Source organism: Gordonia sp. NB41Y, from assembly GCF_030718915.1.
Lineage (GTDB): Bacteria > Actinomycetota > Actinomycetes > Mycobacteriales > Mycobacteriaceae > Gordonia > Gordonia desulfuricans.
Genome location: NZ_CP132196.1, coordinates 3,088,661 through 3,105,975, shown reverse-complemented (window position 1 = coordinate 3,105,975; position 17,315 = coordinate 3,088,661). Strand labels below are relative to the sequence as shown.

15 protein-coding genes are annotated in these 17,315 nt (G+C 69.0%); 11 read left to right on the top strand and 4 right to left on the bottom strand.

Annotated elements, in window-relative coordinates:
• The 7 genes from Q9K23_RS13385 (at position 1) to Q9K23_RS13355 (ending at position 9,539) form a co-directional block, all read left to right on the top strand.
• Positions 1-2,430, top strand: coding sequence for a hypothetical protein (locus tag Q9K23_RS13385; protein ID WP_305950155.1), 2,430 nt, complete (start codon positions 1-3; stop codon positions 2,428-2,430).
• The gene (locus Q9K23_RS13380; protein ID WP_305950154.1) at positions 2,427-5,072 is read left to right on the top strand and encodes a hypothetical protein; all 2,646 of its coding nucleotides are present in this window, start codon (positions 2,427-2,429) and stop codon (positions 5,070-5,072) included. The genes Q9K23_RS13385 and Q9K23_RS13380 overlap by 4 nt, the downstream gene beginning before the upstream one ends.
• Before the next feature lies 1 nt (position 5,073).
• Positions 5,074-6,075: a hypothetical protein gene (locus Q9K23_RS13375; RefSeq protein WP_053777219.1), complete on the top strand. Its 1,002-nt coding sequence runs from the start codon at positions 5,074-5,076 to the stop codon at positions 6,073-6,075.
• Positions 6,072-7,229: a hypothetical protein gene (locus Q9K23_RS13370; RefSeq protein WP_053777220.1), complete on the top strand. Its 1,158-nt coding sequence runs from the start codon at positions 6,072-6,074 to the stop codon at positions 7,227-7,229. The genes Q9K23_RS13375 and Q9K23_RS13370 overlap by 4 nt, the downstream gene beginning before the upstream one ends.
• Before the next feature lie 9 nt (positions 7,230-7,238).
• Positions 7,239-7,940 (top strand): hypothetical protein, encoded by a 702-nt coding sequence (locus Q9K23_RS13365; protein ID WP_053777221.1) that lies wholly within the window; start codon positions 7,239-7,241, stop codon positions 7,938-7,940.
• 13 nt (positions 7,941-7,953) lie between these two features.
• Positions 7,954-8,463: a TerD family protein gene (locus Q9K23_RS13360; protein ID WP_020792149.1), complete on the top strand. Its 510-nt coding sequence runs from the start codon at positions 7,954-7,956 to the stop codon at positions 8,461-8,463.
• A gap of 140 nt (positions 8,464-8,603) precedes the next feature.
• Complete coding sequence (locus Q9K23_RS13355) at positions 8,604-9,539, top strand: NADP-dependent oxidoreductase (protein ID WP_053777223.1); 936 nt, start codon at positions 8,604-8,606, stop codon at positions 9,537-9,539.
• A gap of 113 nt (positions 9,540-9,652) precedes the next feature.
• Here Q9K23_RS13355 and Q9K23_RS13350 read toward each other — a convergent pair whose 3' ends face one another.
• The gene (locus Q9K23_RS13350) at positions 9,653-10,399 is read right to left on the bottom strand and encodes a response regulator (protein ID WP_053777284.1); all 747 of its coding nucleotides are present in this window, start codon (positions 10,397-10,399) and stop codon (positions 9,653-9,655) included.
• Between the two features lie 142 nt (positions 10,400-10,541).
• Here Q9K23_RS13350 and Q9K23_RS13345 point away from each other — a divergent pair, with 142 nt between their 5' ends.
• From Q9K23_RS13345 to Q9K23_RS13330, 4 genes are all read left to right on the top strand, one after another.
• Entirely contained in the window at positions 10,542-11,171 is a 630-nt protein-coding gene (locus Q9K23_RS13345; RefSeq protein WP_053777224.1) for a LuxR C-terminal-related transcriptional regulator, read from the top strand.
• A 47-nt stretch (positions 11,172-11,218) separates the two neighbouring features.
• Positions 11,219-12,610, top strand: a complete 1,392-nt coding sequence (locus Q9K23_RS13340) for an acyl-CoA synthetase (protein WP_305950153.1) — start codon at positions 11,219-11,221, stop codon at positions 12,608-12,610.
• 145 nt (positions 12,611-12,755) lie between these two features.
• Complete coding sequence (locus Q9K23_RS13335; protein WP_020794038.1) at positions 12,756-13,331, top strand: TerD family protein; 576 nt, start codon at positions 12,756-12,758, stop codon at positions 13,329-13,331.
• Positions 13,332-13,501: 170 nt separating this feature from the next.
• Entirely contained in the window at positions 13,502-14,674 is a 1,173-nt protein-coding gene (locus Q9K23_RS13330; protein WP_020792869.1) for a DUF475 domain-containing protein, read from the top strand.
• Positions 14,675-15,165: 491 nt separating this feature from the next.
• Here the strand turns inward: Q9K23_RS13330 and Q9K23_RS13325 are convergent, their stop codons facing one another.
• From Q9K23_RS13325 to Q9K23_RS13315, 3 genes are read right to left on the bottom strand one after another with little or no spacing between them, the layout of a single operon-like run.
• Positions 15,166-15,930 (bottom strand): AIM24 family protein, encoded by a 765-nt coding sequence (locus Q9K23_RS13325; protein WP_053777225.1) that lies wholly within the window; start codon positions 15,928-15,930, stop codon positions 15,166-15,168.
• Positions 15,927-16,628 (bottom strand): AIM24 family protein, encoded by a 702-nt coding sequence (locus Q9K23_RS13320; protein ID WP_305950152.1) that lies wholly within the window; start codon positions 16,626-16,628, stop codon positions 15,927-15,929. The genes Q9K23_RS13325 and Q9K23_RS13320 overlap by 4 nt, the downstream gene beginning before the upstream one ends.
• A gap of 10 nt (positions 16,629-16,638) precedes the next feature.
• Positions 16,639-17,259, bottom strand: a complete 621-nt coding sequence (locus tag Q9K23_RS13315; protein WP_059036574.1) for an AIM24 family protein — start codon at positions 17,257-17,259, stop codon at positions 16,639-16,641.
• Between the last annotated feature and the right edge of the window lie 56 nt (positions 17,260-17,315).

Below are 17,315 nucleotides of genomic sequence, written 5' to 3'. Positions count from 1 at the left end.
ATGACGAGCATCAGCCCCGAGACATACCTGGCCACCCTGCAGGTCTGGCGTGGATGGGCAACCGACCAGGGTTACCCGACTCCCGAACCGCCGCGGCTCGTGGAGATCTCCCGGATCCCGCAGCAGTGGGCCGACGGTCCGCTCAGCCCGCTGGAGACGGCGTACCGGGAGACCATCGATCACCTCCTGGCCCAGACGACCCTGGGGGTCACCCCCGAGATCGCCGTCGCGCACATGCCCGAACACCTGCGCGCCGCCCCCGATGTGCCGGATCCCGAACCGGCACCGCGCCGCGACGATCCGCCGGCCGCCGCCACCGCGACCGACGACCCGCAGGCCCGAATCCTGCGGGCACTCATCGAGTGGCGCACCGCCCAGATCGCCAACGGGGTCGAGGGGGCCGACTCCATCAAGGACGTCACCCTCCGAAACCTGCTGCGACGCAATCAGACCAGCGTCAACCAGATCCGGCGGAAGCTGACCGGTGCCGCAGCCGCCCTGGCCCCGGAGATCGCCACGGTGATCGCCGCGTTCGCCGACGAGGCCGCGGACGAGCCCGAGACGGTGACCCCGGAGCCCCGTCGCACGCCGCGGCCCCCGGTCACGCCGGCCGCGTCACAACCGACACCGGCACCGACACCGACAACCGCACCGAGTTCACCGGCGGCATCCGGCGCCCCGGCCGCAGACACCACCACCGCCGATACCACCGGTCAGGCCGGGTCGGCCACCGGCACCGGCACCGGACGCACCTGGTCGCATGGCGACTTCTGCGAATACGACTATCCCGAAACGGATGTCGAACCCGGGCGGATCAAGGTGGGTACCGCAGGAGACGGCGTCCAGCTGAGTTGGGAATCCTGGCCGACCGAAGGCCGGGAGACCGTGCTGTACCGCGTCGTCTCCGGCGACGATGTCGCACCGTACAAGCCCGAGTCCGGGGAGCTGATCGGCGTCACCGCCACCGCAGCGCTCGACGACGGCCGGTTCCTGGCCTCCGCCGTCCGCGTGTTCCAGGTCTGGTGTCACGTCGGCGTCGACGAAAGCTCCGCCCGCGCAGCACAACCGGTGAAGTGGGCCGAGGGCGAAGAGGTCAGCCCGGTGGAGGGGATGCGTCTGTCCGAGGAGTCCGGACGCGTCATCGGCGAGTGGTCGGTCCATACGGGCACCCGCAGCGTCCGGGTGTACCGCATCCCGCTCGAGGGCAGCGGACCGCCGGTCGCGAACCCGAGCAACCAGATCTGTTCCGATCAGCCGAATCTCACCGGATTCGTCGATTCCGGCGCCACCCGGGGAAGACGATTCCTGTATGCGGTCCAGGCCGAGGTGATGGTCGACGACTCGGCGCGGCTGTCCCGCCAGGTCAAGAAGGACATCCTGGTCACCGTCGACCTCGATCCGGTCACCGATCTGACCGTGACCATGTCCGAATCCGGCGGCACCTTCGACTTGCGCTGGAGTACACCGGAATCCGGTCAGCAGGTCCAGATCCACCGGTTCGCCTCAGCGCCGCCGGCGGGCCTGGAGAACGAGGATCGTGACGCCTCGGCGATCACCGTCCAGGGCTTCACCGAGGAATCACGGATCAAGGACCCGGTCACCGCACTCGATCCCACCACCTCCCAGATGACGGGGGTGCTGTGGCCACCGGACTGGGAACGCGCCTACCTGACCCCGGTGACCCTCGCCAACGGACGCGTCCGGATCGGCACCACCCAGGTGCAGACACGTCCGCTGCCCGCGGTGATCAAACCGCGGATCATCGAACGATTCAACACCGAACTGATCACCTTCGGCTGGCCGGCCGGTGCGGCCGCGGTGCAGGTCTTCGTCGGTCCGACGACGCTGAGCCCGGAACAGATCTGCTCCCAGTCGCGGCCATCCGCCGAGGTGACGGCGTCGACGCACCGGCGAGACGGCGCGATCATCATGCCACAACCGTTGAGCTCCAACGGATGTACCGTCTGCCTGGCACCGGTCGCCTACTCGCGCGGCGAGCAGATCCGGGGTGAGATCGCCACACTGGCCTATCCGGGCCTGACCCGGATGGAGTACCGGTTCGAACCGGTGCCGACCGACAACCCCCGGTCGCGTGTGCTGCGGCTGTGGGTCGGCTCGGAGAGCGAGCTCGCGAACCCGCCGGCGCTGGTGCTGGTGGCAAACCGCGAACGACTGCCACTGGATCTCCGGGACGGACACAATCTGCAGTTCCTCGTCCGTGGTCAACGGACTCCGCACTGCCAGCTCCCCCACATCCAACCCGGGGTGCACCGCACCGACTTCTATGTCGATCTCGGCAACGAGTTCGCATTCGTGCGGGTGTTCGTCGACGACACCGCGGACCGCACACCGCGTGTGGCGCTCACCGACCCGCCGATGCAGCAGCTCTGGCAGTTCCGGGCGCCCACACCGCAGGGGGACCAGAGATGACGGCTGCGCCGCCGCCGCCCGCATCGCAGTACGCGCAACTGACCTACACCTCGTTCGACGACGGCGCCGGGCGCGGCGGATGGCAGGTCAAAGAGGTGCGGGGGGATCTGACCACGGCCCAGCGCGACACGCTGGTGGGTCGGGTCGTCACGCGGTTCGACCTCGATCCCCGTCTGCCCGACTTCCCCACCGAGGCACAGATCGCCGAGCGCCCGAGCCGGCTGGCGTACGCGCGGATGGACGACGCCGGGGTGTTCTGGCACACGACGGCCGCCGGCCCGGATGCCACCGGCAGGCCCGGCAATGTGTTCGCGCACATCGCCGTCGACCGCAGCCGTGTCCACCGGCCCGGGTATCGGCCGATCCGGCTCTGGGGTTCACCGGACTGGCTGCGGCCGTACCGCGCCGAGAACGTGGCCGCGGCCCGACTCGGTACCGCCGACATCCCCGCTCCCGGCAGCATCATCACACTCTCGTCGGTCGTCCGGTTCGTGACCGACGATGCCGTCGACCGGCAGGGCGTCTTCCGCGTCCTGATCGACGCCGTCACCCATGCCCTCGAGGACGGCCCGGCGGTGGTGCTGCTGACGCACTCGCACGACGCATCGGCCGCGTGGATCGCCGCCGTGTCCTACCTGCTGCCCCCGGAACTCGCGGGACGACTCGGATGGACCACCCATGATCGCCCGGATCAGATCCCGGCCCACATCGACCGCGGGACACATCTGATCGCCGTCCCCGCCGACAGTGTCGACGAGCGCACGACCTTCGGTGGTGCCCTGGTGATCGACGAGAACGAGGCGCCGCTGCTCGGAGATGTGGGATCGGTGCATCGCGTCGCACGCGGCGAGGTGCCGGTCTCGGCGCTGTCCACCTTTGTCGAGGGTGTTCTCGAAGACGAGGACACCGCCGTCGCCGTGCTCCTGCGCCGCGACGAGGTGGGACTCGCACTCGGTGGGCAATCCACCTCGGGGGCATGGCCGTTGGCGGTGGCGATCGCCGAGAACCCCGCACTCGACGAGTTCCACGACGATGCCCTCCGCGTGGTCGCCCACGACGAACCGGCCGACACCGCCGCCCTTCCCGAGGTCGCCGCGTTGATCGCCCGGGCCCGCAAGCAGTTCCCGATCACCCCGGATGAGGCACTTGCCCAGCTGCGCAAGGCCGTCGCCGGCCAGTCCGATCCGGGCATCCCCGCGTCCCGGTTCCTGGTGGCCGCGCTCGACGACAGGCAGTGGCTTCACACCAGTTCGTTCGGCAAGCTGCCGGCCGTCCAGGCAGTCGACCTCAGTGGGGTACGTGCCACGATCACGTCCCTGCTCGCCGATGCCGAGAAGTCCGTCGACCACGAGCCCACCGGAACCGCCATCTTCGTCATCCGGCTCACCATCCTGCTCGATCAGCTCGCGCGTCATGACAGCGAGTTCGTCGAGGTCGAGGCCGAACTCACCCGTCTCTGGGAGAGAATCGACCCGTCGGTGATCTGGGATACGAACCAACAGTCGAATCTGGTGTTCATTCCGTTGGGGGTCCGAGCCAAGTTCGTGCGCCCCAGTCTTCTTCGCTGGAATCGTGTGCACCTCGAGGCCTTTCGCAGCCCGTTGTGGAACTGGGTCTTCGACGACGGTTCGGGTCGACCCCTGGAACCGCCGGCGAATCCATCCAATGCCGATCGGCGCCTGTACCCGATCGCGGTGGCAGCGTGCCTGCGCGGGACCCCGGCAGGCACACCCGATGCCCTGAACCTGGGCACCGAACAGCGACAGGCGGCCGTCACCCAGGCGATCGAGTTCGTCCTCGAGGACCTGACGCTCGACGACGCGCAGGCCAGGGACCTCACCGGCGAACTGACCCGCCTCGAGGCACCGGCCGCCGCCGATCTGCTGATGTGGACCCACGAGAAGCCCCGTCGGACCTCGCCGACCATGCTGCACGACCACGTGTTCTACGAGAATCCCACGCCGGACATGCTCTACGACCTGGCCGGACAACCGCGCGGTGTGGACGCCGCACAGGATGCCCTGGTCGCCGCGGCATGTCTGCGCAGGTTTCACATGAACCCGGGCAACATCCCGGACCCGCCGACCCTCATCGAGACCGTCCGCGTATGCATGGGTGATCCGGTCGGGTGGAACCGGCCGCTCGCCGAGGATCTGCGCCGGATGCTGTATGCCGGAATGCTCGTCGCGCAGTCCCGCGCGGCGGCGTTCGCGACCGCCGGGGGTCCGGCCGACGAGCGGCTCACACACCAGCGGCCGGACACCGCCAACAGACTCCTCGATCTCCTGGGGATACTCATCGGCCGCAAGCTGCTCGACATCGGCTGGGTCGCGGCGCGCAGCTACCTGTCGCAGTTCGAGCACATCAGGATCGACCACGTCATCGCCGACGACCTCGCCACCGAAGAGCCGTGGGCCGACCGACTGCTGGACGAGGCGGTCCAGGACCAGAGGTATCACGGGCCGGCCACCGCCGACGCCCTGCGTGATGCCGTCTGGCCCACCCTTCGCACCGTCACCGCCGCCGACGCCCAGGACTTCTTCGCCGAGCACCCCAAACAGGCCTCGGCATGGCTGGAGTCCTTCAAGATCATCAGCCCGGAGTCCCCGCTCCGCTGGCTCCGCTCCCGAGAGGATCGCTGACATGGCCACCTACGTTCTCGACGGCAAGGCATCGGCAACACTGCCGCGCCGGCCGTTGGCCGTCCAGCTGGCGACCGCCACCCCCACCACGGGTGTACGACTGGCCGCCCGGACCGCCGACGGCGCCTCCACCCGCGTCATCCAGCAGTCCCCCGGACTGCTGATCCTCCCCCGGGTCGACGTGGAGACGACCATCGTCGCCGTACCCGACGCCGGGCGATCGAACTTCGACCAGGGCACCGTCGTGCATGTCTCGTTCGGTCCCGACGGCGGGAACGACCCGAGCGCCGACATCGCACAGCTGACCCCCCGTGACGTCTCCGGGATGAGCTTCATCGAGCTGGCGACGGTCGCCCCCGACGGCCCCGACACCCTCGTCGTCCAGACCCGTCTGACCATCCCCGACGCGCCGCTGCCCCCGCTCGCCGCCAAGGCGCGAGTCGCATGCCGCGGCGTGCTCCGGCTCGACCAGGTCCCGGCGGCCGATGCGGTGACCGTCCGCTGCATCGTCGACAGTTCCGCCTCGATGGCGGCCCTGATCGCCTCGGGTGCGGTCGCCGCGGCCGGCGACGTCGTCGCGGGCGTCGCCGCTGTCGTCGGCGACCGGCCGACCATCGCCTGTACCCGGGCCGACGGCGCCACCGAAGAGATCGCCCCGGCAGATCTCGGCGAGTTCCTCTCCCGTCCGCCCGGCAACGGATTCGGCCTGCTGGTGGGCTCGCGGCCGACGAGCCCGGCCGTGGGCAGGTCGCTGACCGTGGTCATCACCGACGGACCCGGGACCGGGCTGACCACCGGCACCGGCCCGCGTTCGGGTGAGGCCACCCTGGTGATCTCGCCTTCCCGGGCAGCCACCACACGGCCCGGCTTCATCGGCGCGCAGATCGAACCGCCACAACCCGGTGGAGACCCGAGGGAAGCACTGATCGCCTCGCCCGAACGTCTCACCACCGTCGTCGCCGGACTGCTGGCCGCGACCGAACTCGGGAGCGTGCGACGATGACCGGACCAGGCCCGGCACCGGTGAAATGCCCTCGGTGTTTCACCGCATTGCCCCACGACAAGGTCGCATGGACCGAGGCCACGCCGGAGTCGGTCGCGCACAACCCCACCGCCAGCGCCTACGCCGGGGTCGCCACGTCGACGGGGCAGGTCCACACCGCGAACCGCCCGGAGAACAGTCCCGACTGGATTCCGGCCAGCTTCGATGTGCACCGGCACGTCGAGGTGTGCGTGACCTGCCACTACACGCTGCCACCGATGTGGCGGTACGGCGAGGCCACCTGCGTGGCCATGGCCGGGGCCCGGTACACGGGAAAGACCGTGTTCATCGCCGTCCTGATCAAACAGCTGCAGCAGTACACCGAACGGTTCCACCGTGAGGTCATCCCCGCCGACGACGAGACCGCGAACCGCTATTCGGCGATCTACGAGACCCCGCTGTTCGTCGAACGCGGGATCGTACAGGCGACACCGAGTGCGGCGTCGGAGGCCCATCACCCGCTGATCTTCGACCTCGGCGTGTGGGACGGCCTCAAGCGGTTCCTCGTCATCCGCGACGTGGCCGGTGAGGATCTGGAGGAGGCCAAGGTCGCCGGACCCGCCTGGGAGTTCTTCTCCCGCGCCGACGCGGTGTTCTTCCTGTTCGATCCCCTCCGGGTGGAAGACGTCTCCGATCAGCTCCGCGATCTGATCCCCGATTCCTCACGGGTCGGCGGCGATCCGCGCGACGTCCTGCGGGTGGTGATGCGGCTGATCTCCGGCGGGAACCCCCGGCTCGGTGTCATCCTGTCGAAATTCGATGCACTGCAGGAACTCTCACGGGTCAAGAACAGTGCCTGGGGTCAGGTGATGGGTCATCCGGGTGCGGCCTTCAACCGGGATCCGAGCCTGGTCAACCGGAGCTACGACGAGACCGACGGACAGCTCCTCGACGCCGAGGTGCGCAGTCTGCTCCAGCGCCTGCGGGCCGGGCCGTCGTTGCTCAACATGGTGGACCCGGTGACCGGACAGCAGTACCACCACCGATTCTTCGCAGTGTCGGCCCTGGGTGAGTCACCCGAGGGAGAACGGTTGCACCCCAACGGGATCTCCCCCTTCCGCTGCATGGATCCCATCCGCTGGGTACTCGCCGATCGCCACGTGCTCCAGGAATGAGCGCATGCCGTGACACATCCCCCGAATCCCTTCGGACCCGACCCGTTCTCACCGAACCCGGCCCGGCCCAACCCATTTGCGCCGGGAGCCGGGAACGACCCGTTCCGTCCGGCGGTGCCCACCGAATCGTCACCGCCGGCGAATCCGTTCGGGCCGCCGGCACCGGTACCGGCGTGGGCCGGGACACCACCCCCGCACCCGGGCGGGACAGCGCCCTTCGGCACGCCGCCATCCGGGTATCTCGGCATCCCCGCCGCCGCACCGGTTCACACGCCGCGGCCACCGGCGATCGTGCTGAGCGCCGCCGCTCTCACGGCCGCGGGCCTGCTGGTCGTGGTGCAGACGGTCTTCGGTGTGATCGCGGTGTCGCGCGTACGCGCATCGGCAGACGCCGCCCTCGATGCCGATCCGACCGGTACGGCCGACCGGGTGGCCGGGACCTGGGTCGACACCGGCCACTCCATCGGGATCGGTGCCACCATCGCGCTCGGGGTGATCTTCGCAGCGTCGTACGCACTGTTTACGATCGGTACCTGGCGGGGCCACCGGTGGCCGCGATATGCGGCGATCTTCCTCGCCGTGCTCTCGCTGTTCGGTCTGCTGGCCGGACCGGTCGTCATGGCGATCGTGGTCTGCGGACTGCTCGCCACGGCGGGATTGTGGTTGCCACCGTCCCGGCGCTACACCGAGCAGCGGCCGGCGGCGAGATGACGAGAGGACAACGATGACGACGACTCCGGATCGCCTGGCGGTGATCACCGTCGCGATCGAGTGGGACGGTGCACGCACGCCGGCCGGGATCGACCTCGACCTCGCCGCACTCGTCCTCGGCGACGACGGCACAGTGCTCAGCGACGACTACTTCGCCTTCTTCAACCAGCACGACACCCCCGAGAAGGCGGTCCGGCTGGTCGGCGGGAACGCCCAGGACCCGCGCGAGAGCCTGACCGTCGACACCCTGCTCCTGCCACCGAAGGCCCGCGAGGTGGCCATCGTGGTGACGGTCTATGACAACGCCGACGTGTTCGGCCGGTTCGAGGCCGCCACGATCAGCGCCGCCGACAGCTCCTGTGGCGCACTCGCCGAGTACTCGCTGTCGGCCGGGCAGCCCGATGTCCGGGCGCTGGTCTACGCGCGCCTGGTGCTCGAGGACGGCAAGTGGCGATTCCGGGCCACCGCCGAACGGCATGCGAGCCTGTTGTCGATCGCCTCGGCGTTCGGCGTCAACACCTGAGTTCACGCCCCGGGGCCCCCGGTGCGAAAGCACCGGTGACCACCGCCGAGATCGGTCGTACCGGAGTCCCACGCAGGGGCCCGACCTCGGCCTACCCTGGTTCACAGGTCGGGGCGACCGACGTCATGGGGAGGCAGACGATGAGCTCGGCACACCATTGGGTGGCCACCGGTCCGGCCGGATTGGCCGACTTCGCCTTCGTCGAGACCGAGGTACCCGCACCGGGTCCCGGCGAGGTGACCATCGACGTCGTCGCCGCGGGGATCAACCCGGCCGACCTCAAACATGCGGCGCGCGCCGAGACCTTCCCACTGCCGATCGGCTACGAGGTGTCGGGGCGGATCGCGGCCATCGGCGCCGACACCGAGATCGCCTCGGGTCCGGCGGGGATCGGCGACGAGGTGCTCGCATTCCGTGTCCACGGCGGCTATGCGACCTCGCTGACCGTCCCGGCGTCGACGGTGTTCGCCAAACCGGAGTCCCTCGGATTCGACGAGGCGGCAGGCCTGTTGCTGGCCGGGGTGACCGCCGCCGACATGATCCGTGCCGCCGAGGTCGCCCGCGACGAGCTCGTCGTCTTCCACGGCGCCTCCGGGGCGGTGGGTTCGATCCTGTTGCAACTGGCCCGGATTCGCGGATTCCGGGTGATCGGCACCACCGGCGAGGGCGGCGCCGGGCGGGTGCGCGAGTTCGGTGGACTGCCGGTGGAGTACGGCCCCGGACTCGTCGAGCGCATCCTGGCCCTGGCCGGTGACATCCCGATCGCCGCGGCCCTCGACGCCGTGGGCACCGACGAGGCCGTCGACACCTCCCTCGCCCTGGTCGCCGACCGCTCACGGATCGTCACCGTCGCCGCCGCCGCGCGCGCCCGGACCGACGGGTTCATCGCACTCGGGGGCCGGCAGCCGGAGAGTCAGATGTTCCGGGATTCGGTGCGCACCAGCATGATCCGACTCGCCGGCAATGGCGAGGTGGTGGTTCCGATCGCCGCGACGTATCCGTTGTCGGCGGCACCGGACGCCGTGTCGGTGGTGGCCGGCGGACATGCCGGCGGCAAGGTCGTCCTGCGCCCCTGACCGCGCCGGCCGACACACAACGTCCCCCGCAATCCCACCGCCATGACACCCTCGCCGTGACCTCGGCGCCGTGACCTCAGCGCCGTGACCTCAGCGCCGTGACGGCCCGACGATCAGTTCGGCCCGGAACCGCTCGACGGGGAGAGGACGTCGGCGTGCCCGTTGCGGCGGCACCAGCTCACCAGATACCGCGCGTGCAGACCGCACCAGCGGTAGACCGCGGCCTGGGTCATCGGCATGTCGGGATCGTGCTCGCCCCGCCGGAGGATGATCGGACCGAGGTAATGACTGGTCACCTTGTTGGCGGTGTTCGGCGACACCTTCGCGACGCGGGCCAGGGAGGCGTTGTCGGAGACGTGCCCGGCGGCGATGGCCCCGGCCATCCGGCCGCTGGTCTCGCCGCGGCGGCCGTCGAACAGCTCGTGCAGCGAGGTCCCGTCGGTGACCGGCGTGGGCGGCAGTCGACGCCCGAGCGCGGCGGTGCGGACCGCCTCGGCGAGCGCGCCGAGACCGGCGGACTTGGCGATCACGCCGACCACCTCGGGACGGCGGCCGGCCTCGTCGAGCAGGTCCTGCTCCATACTGTGTCCCTGCGTGGCCAGCACGACCGGCGCCAGGCGGCCGTACCGGGTGAGCGCATCGATCACGTCGAGCCCGTCGAACTCCCACTCGGTGACCGGGTGATTCCACACCAGATCGGCCACCACCACGTCGTAGCGCACCCGGCCGGCGACCCGCTGGGTGAAGTCGTCCCGGTCGACGGCCACGTCGACGTGGGCGCGTTCGAGTGCGGTCGCGAGCGGACCGGCCACCATCCGCCCCAACGGCGAGGCGACCAGCACCCGGAGACCATTCGGCATGACACTCATTGTGTCCGATCAAGCGACTTCATGCGTAATCACGCATGAGATTGTGACTCTGGTGGTGTTTTCTGCTCGAAATCGGAGCGATGGTGCCAAACAGAGACCTGATCTATGCGGTACTCGCGGTAATGCTTGTTCGGTGACCTCCGTTCTCGGCCGTGAACTGCCACCCGCCGGCTCCCACAGCCCCGCCCTGACCGTGGCGGTGCTCGCGGAGGGCGGCATCGCCGACGCCGCATTGTGCGCGCTGTTGCAGAACGCCGGTCACGCGTCGTTCCTGGTGCACACCTCCGATCTGAGCCCCGACCCGCTGCGGCCGACGTCGGCGTCGATCGCGGTGGTCGTCGCACGCTCGGCCGATCACATCGAGGCCGCCCGCAACGATCCGTTGCTCGCCGACGCCCGGTTCGTCGGGCTCGGGGTGGCCTCCGGCGACCCCGACGGAATCGATCTCACCGACTCCCCCAATGCGGCGTCGGAACTGCTGGCCTTCCTCCAGCACGTCGCCGACGACCGGACCCGCACCCCGCAGGTCATCCGCCTCACCCCGCGCGAGCGCGAGATCGTGGTGGCCTATGCGCTCGGCGGCACCACCCGTGAGGTCGCCGAGATCCATCACGTCGCCGAGAGCACCGTCCGCGAGCACTACCGCCGGGTGGTGCAGCGATACGAGGCGGTCGGGCGCAGCGTCGGCAACAAGTCCCGGCTGCTGGTCAACCTGCTCGCCGACGGCTGGGTGCGGCCCCAGGAGATCGTGGCCGCGGTGTGACCCGGTAATCGGCGCCGCCCGGTGACGCACGTGGCACAGTGATACCTGTGTTGCTGCCGACGATGATCCCCAATGCGCCCGACCTCGCCGATGCCGTGATCGTCGGCGACGACCATCTGTCCCGGGAGGAGCTCGTCGGCGCGGCCACCGCGACGGCCGAACGAATCCGCGGCGCCCATACGCTCGCCGTGCTGGCCCGCCCGACCGTGTCGACGGTGCTGGCCATCGCCGGCGGTCTCGTCGCCGGCGTCACGATCGTGCCGATCCCACCGGATTCCGGGCACCGCGAACTGGTCCACATGCTCTCCGACTCGGGGGCCCAGGCATGGCTCGGCGAGGCCCCGCCGGACACCACACTGCCCTCGATCCCGGTCCGTCGATACGCCAAGTCGTGGCATTCACATCCCGAGCCGCCGGCCGACTCCACCGCCCTGATCCTCTACACCTCCGGGACCACCGGCATGCCGAAGGGCGTGCCGATCACCCGGCACGCGATCGCCGAGGGTCTCGACGCCCTCGCCGACGCCTGGGACTGGACCGCCGGTGACACCCTCGCGCACGGGTTGCCGCTGTTCCACGTCCACGGCCTGATCCTCGGTGTGCTCGGCCCGCTGCGTCGCGGTGGCCGACTGATCCACACCGTGCGGCCCACCCCGGAGAACTATGCCGCGGCCGCCCAGGCGGGTGCGTCGATGTTCTTCGGTGTGCCGACGGTGTGGGCGCGGATCGCCACCGACCTCGCGTCGGCGCGCGCGCTCGCCCCGGCACGGCTGCTGGTGTCGGGCAGCGCCCCGCTGCCGGTCCCGGTGTTCGACGAGATCCGGGATGCCACCGGCCACGAGATCGTCGAGCGTTACGGCATGACCGAGACCCTGATCACGGTGAGCACCCGGGCCGACGGCGAACGCCGTCCCGGCTGGGTGGGACTGCCGGTGACGGGTGTGGAGACCCGGCTGCAGGAGGCCGGCGAGGAGCTGCCGCACGACGGGGCGAGTGTCGGCGATCTGCTGGTGCGCGGACCGATGCTGGCCACCGGATACCTCCATCGACCCGAGGCCACGGCCGAATCGTGGTCGGCGGACGGATGGTTCACCACCGGCGACGTCGCGGTGATCGGACCCGACGGGATGCACCGCATCGTCGGGCGCCGCGCCACCGATCTGATCAAGTCCGGTGGTTTCCGGATCGGTGCCGGCGAGATCGAGACCGTGCTGCTGGCCCATCCGTCGGTGTCGGAGGTGGCCGTCGTCGGCGTCCCCGACGAGGACCTCGGCCAGCGGATCGTCGCCTACGTGGTGGGCTCGGCCGTCGAGGACTCCGAGCTGATCGAGTTCGTCGCCGAGGAGCTGTCGGTGCACAAGCGACCCCGCGAGATCCGGTGGGTGGAAGCCCTGCCGCGCAACGCGATGGGCAAGGTGCAGAAAAAGCTGCTGGGCTGACCGGCCGGGAACCGAAATCGGACATGCCACGTTCATTCGGATGACAGACCAGACCCGGGTGGGTCGCCTCGCACTTCACATACAGTGAGGGCCATCGCACGTAGAGTGGCGTTTGGCCGTTCAACGACAGAAAGGCACGACAACCATGGGCGTGAGCCTGAGCAAGGGCGGAAATGTCTCGCTGACCAAGGAGGCCCCGGGACTGACCGCGGTTTCCGTCGGTCTGGGCTGGGACGTCCGCACCACCACCGGCACCGACTTCGACCTGGATGCCAGCGCCATCGCACTGGGCACAACCAAGAAGGTGCTCTCCGACCAGCACTTCGTCTTCTTCAACAACCTGCGCTCACCGGACGGCGCGATCGAGCACACCGGTGACAACCTGACCGGTGAGGGCGAGGGCGACGACGAGGTCATCAACATCGACCTGGCCGGCACCCCGCCGGAGATCGACAGCGTCGTCTTCCCGGTCTCGATCTACGACGCCGACGCCCGCTCGCAGTCGTTCGGCCAGGTCCGCAACGCCTACATCCGCGTCGTGAACCGCGCCAACGGTGCCGAGATCGCCCGCTACGACCTGTCCGAGGACGCCTCCACCGAGACCGCGATGGTCTTCGGCGAGATCTACCGCAACGGCGCCGAGTGGAAGTTCCGCGCCATCGGTCAGGGCTATGCGTCCGGTCTCGCGGGGATCGCCCGCGACTACGGCGTCAACGTCTGATCTCCTCCCCGGTCATCGACAACGTCACGCATGCCGCACCCGGTCATCGCCGGGTGCGGCATTCGTGTGCAGCGGGCGTCGCAGCGCGGCGCGCCCACCGCGGTCCGCGGGGCCGGTCCCCGCGATCGACGGCGTAACGCCCACCGCATCACCAGAAAGGCCACGCCCCAGTGGTTCTCCGAATATTCGGTCTGTCCATAGTCGTCACGATCTTCTCGCTGATCATCGCCTTCCTGTACGGCGGTCCGACAGCACTGTTCCTGACCCTGATCCTCGGCATCCTCGAGGTGTCGCTGTCCTTCGACAATGCCGTCATCAACGCCACCGTCCTGCGACGGATGAGCGAGTTCTGGCAGAAGATCTTCCTCACCGTCGGCATCCTCATCGCCGTCTTCGGTATGCGCCTGGTGTTCCCGCTCGCCATCGTGTGGCTGGCATCGGGGCTCAATCCCATCGATGCCCTCGACCTGGCACTCAACCCGCCGCCGGGCGATGCCGCCTACTTCGCGGACGGCAGCCCCAGCTACGAGACCATCATCACCGACGCGCATCCGCAGATCGCGGCGTTCGGTGGCATGTTCCTGCTGATGCTCTTCCTCGGATTCATCTTCGAGGAGAAGGAGATCACCTGGCTCAGCTGGATCGAGCGGCCGCTGGAGAAGATCGGCAAGCTCGATCAGCTCGAGGTGGTCATCGCGGCGCTGCTGCTGATCATCACCGCCGAGTTCATCGCACCCGACGACGAACGCTCCACCGTGCTGTTCGCCGGCCTCCTGGGCATGGTCACCTACATGGTGGTCAACGGACTCGGTGAGTTGTTCAACACCGACGAGGGCGAGGACGAGGACGAGGCCGACGACGAACGCGCCAAGAACGATCCGCGCGTCGACGAGGCGGCCGCAGTCGCCGACACCGAGCTCCGACGACGCTCCGGCCCGACCGATCTGGCCAAGGCCACCGGTAAGGCCGGCTTCTTCCTGTTCCTCTACCTCGAGGTCCTGGATGCGTCGTTCTCGTTCGACGGTGTGATCGGCGCGTTCGCGATCACCGCCGACCCGATCATCATCGCGCTCGGCCTCGGCCTGATCGGTGCGATGTTCGTCCGTTCGCTGACGGTGTACCTGGTCCGCAAGGGCACGCTGAGCGAGTACGTGTACCTCGAGCACGGCGCCCACTGGGCGATCGGTGCACTGGCCGTGATCCTGCTGTACTCGATCGGTACCCACGTCCCGGAGCTCGTCACCGGTCTCGTCGGCATCGTGCTGATCGGCGCCGCGTTCGCCTCCAGCGTCATCCGGCGCCGCAACGAGCCCGAAGGCGCGAAGGACCACATCGAGATCTGATCGCGGAGATCCGATCGCACACGACAAACCCCCGGCACTCGGTGAGTGCCGGGGGTTTCGTTCATCTCGCGGCCGGTCGGGTCCCGGCACAACCTGCCCGAGGTTTCGACGCCCGGGTGGCCTCGCACCGTCCACGATGGTTGAGCCGACGCGGAGCGCAGAGCTGACCCCTTGAATCCGCCCAGCGACAAGTCGAGTCGACACCTCCGCCGGCCAACATCGGCGGGTGACCACTTCGGCTGTGGTCGCGGACACGCACATCTCACCGGGTTTCGACGACGGGCGGCCTCGCTGCGCGAGGACGACCTGCTCAACCACCAATGGCCACACGATAGTTGAGCCGACGCGGAGCGCAGCGACAAGTCGAGTCGTGCTCAACCACCAATGGCCACACGGTGGTTGAGACCGGCCACGCGCACAGCGACGAGACGAGTCGAGATCTCCACAGCCGACCACGGAACGAGGACGACCGGCCGACATGTGGGCGCGGCCTACCCCTGCTGCTGCCCCAGCTGCTGGTTGATGTGCTGGTTGATCTGCTGCAGACCGGGCACCGACAGCCCCGGGATCTGCCCCTGGATGGTGCGGATCACCGACATGTCGTTGCGGACCTTCTCACTGGACTGGACGAGAACCGTTCCGCTGCCGGTGAAGTCGAACTGGCGTTCCTCACCGGAGTTGATCCCGAACCGGGCGCCGGCGGCGGCGATGAAGGAGTTCACCCACACCTGGTCGTAGTGGTGGCTCGGGGACGGACAGTCCGCCCAGCCGACGAGCGCCTCCGGGTCGACCCGCAGCGGCGGCTCGGCGAACATCACCGGACCGTTCGACGACGCGAGGAACTTGCCGCTGCCGATCAGCGTGAGGAACCCGGGCACGATGGACTGCTGCAACGACAACTGCGGTTGGAAGGCGAGCAGATTCGAGGCCCGGATGGTGAGGTTGCCGTCGTCGAGGTCGAAGGCGTTGATGTTGTAGCCGCGGTCGCCGATGATCAGCTTCCCGTGCCCTTCGGCGACCACATAGTCGCCCAGGTACAGCGGTGCCGAGAACTGTTGGGCCACCATCTGCAACAGACTTCCCTGCAGTCCGTGCTGCAGCGAGGTGAAGTTCATCTGCCCGTAGTAGGCGATCATCGCGCCCTTGGACATGAACCACGGCTGGGTGAGATCGATACAGAACGAGTAGTCGTTGTCCGGGATGTTGTCGTCGACCGGCAACGACATCGGGTTCCAGACCGTGTTCAACTGGCTCACAGCTTCTCCTCCGACGCCTGGACGTATACGACGCCGTGTCCGTTGCACTCCAATTGCATTGCCTCGCCACCGGTCCGGCCGACGTTGCGCCAGCTCATCGCCGACCGCAGGGTGGTGTTGACCTGCCCGGCGGATGCGACGAATGCCTGCGGGTCGACGGTGACCTGCGGCCGGTCCGGCGCGATGGCCAGCTCGAAGACCCCGCCGTGACCGAGGATCACGACCTGCCCGGCCCCCGAGAGCTGGGTGGTGAACATGCCCTGACCGGTGACCGCACCCGCGGCCGCATTGCGCAACGACCCGAACAGGCCACCGCCACCACCGCCGCCGCCACCGCCCTGCGAGGCGACCGAGACGATCGAGGCCTGCAGGCCCGAGGTGTAGGCCAGGGTGCGGGAGGCCTCCACCCGGATCATCCCGCCGACGGCCCCGACGTCGACGATCTCGATCTCGATGCCCTTGAAGCCGTAGTGCACCACGCCCTGCCCCTGGGCGATCATCGTCGACTCGTGCTCACCGGAGAGCATCCGGCCGGCCATCCCGCCGACCCCACCCATCCCGCCGGGGGCACCGGCGACCTGGTGGGGTTGGAAGTAGACGTTGCCGGTGTAGAAGAGCATCGCGCCGCGGCGTGCCACGATCGGGCCGCTGCGGCCGATGTCGACGGACACGACCTTGCTGTTGACCTTGGTGAACATCGTTGTCGCCCTACCGTTCCGCCGGTTGGATGGAGACCACGCCGGTACCGTCCCAGCGCAGCGAGAACGCCTCACCGCCGCCCTGACCGACCGCTGCACGCCAGGTCACGTCGGTGACGAACGACTGGCTGAGCGCGCCGCGGGCGCAGACGAAGGCATCCGGGTCGACGACCACCGGGAACTGCGGCGACACCTCGAGGTGGATCAGCGGACCGCCCTGCGACAGCAAGGCGATCTGCCCGTGGCCGCTGACCGTCGTGGTGAACAGGCCCTGCCCGGAGGTCGCGCCGCGCACCCCGGCGAAGGTGATGTTGGTCTGCAGGTTGCCGTTGAGCACCATCAGCTGCTGCGACTCCACCTGCAGGGTGTCGCCGTTGAGCTCGATGATGGTGGTCTCGGCGGCATCGTGGGCGAAGTAGACGACGCCGGTCCCGGACGCCTCCATCAGCGACAGGCCCTCGCCGGTCGCCCGTTGCTTCATCCCCGCGAGCAGACCGTCGCCCCCGCCGAAGCCGGCCGACTTGAAGCTCACCTGTCCCTCGTAGGCGACCATCGATCCGGACAACGCACGGACCGCGGTGTTGTTCAACCGGGCCTCCACGACCCGCTTCGAACGCTGCACCAGTTGCACCCGCCACCCCTCTCGGCCGCCGCGGCCGCCAGACGCAGGCCGCGTACGACGGTGAA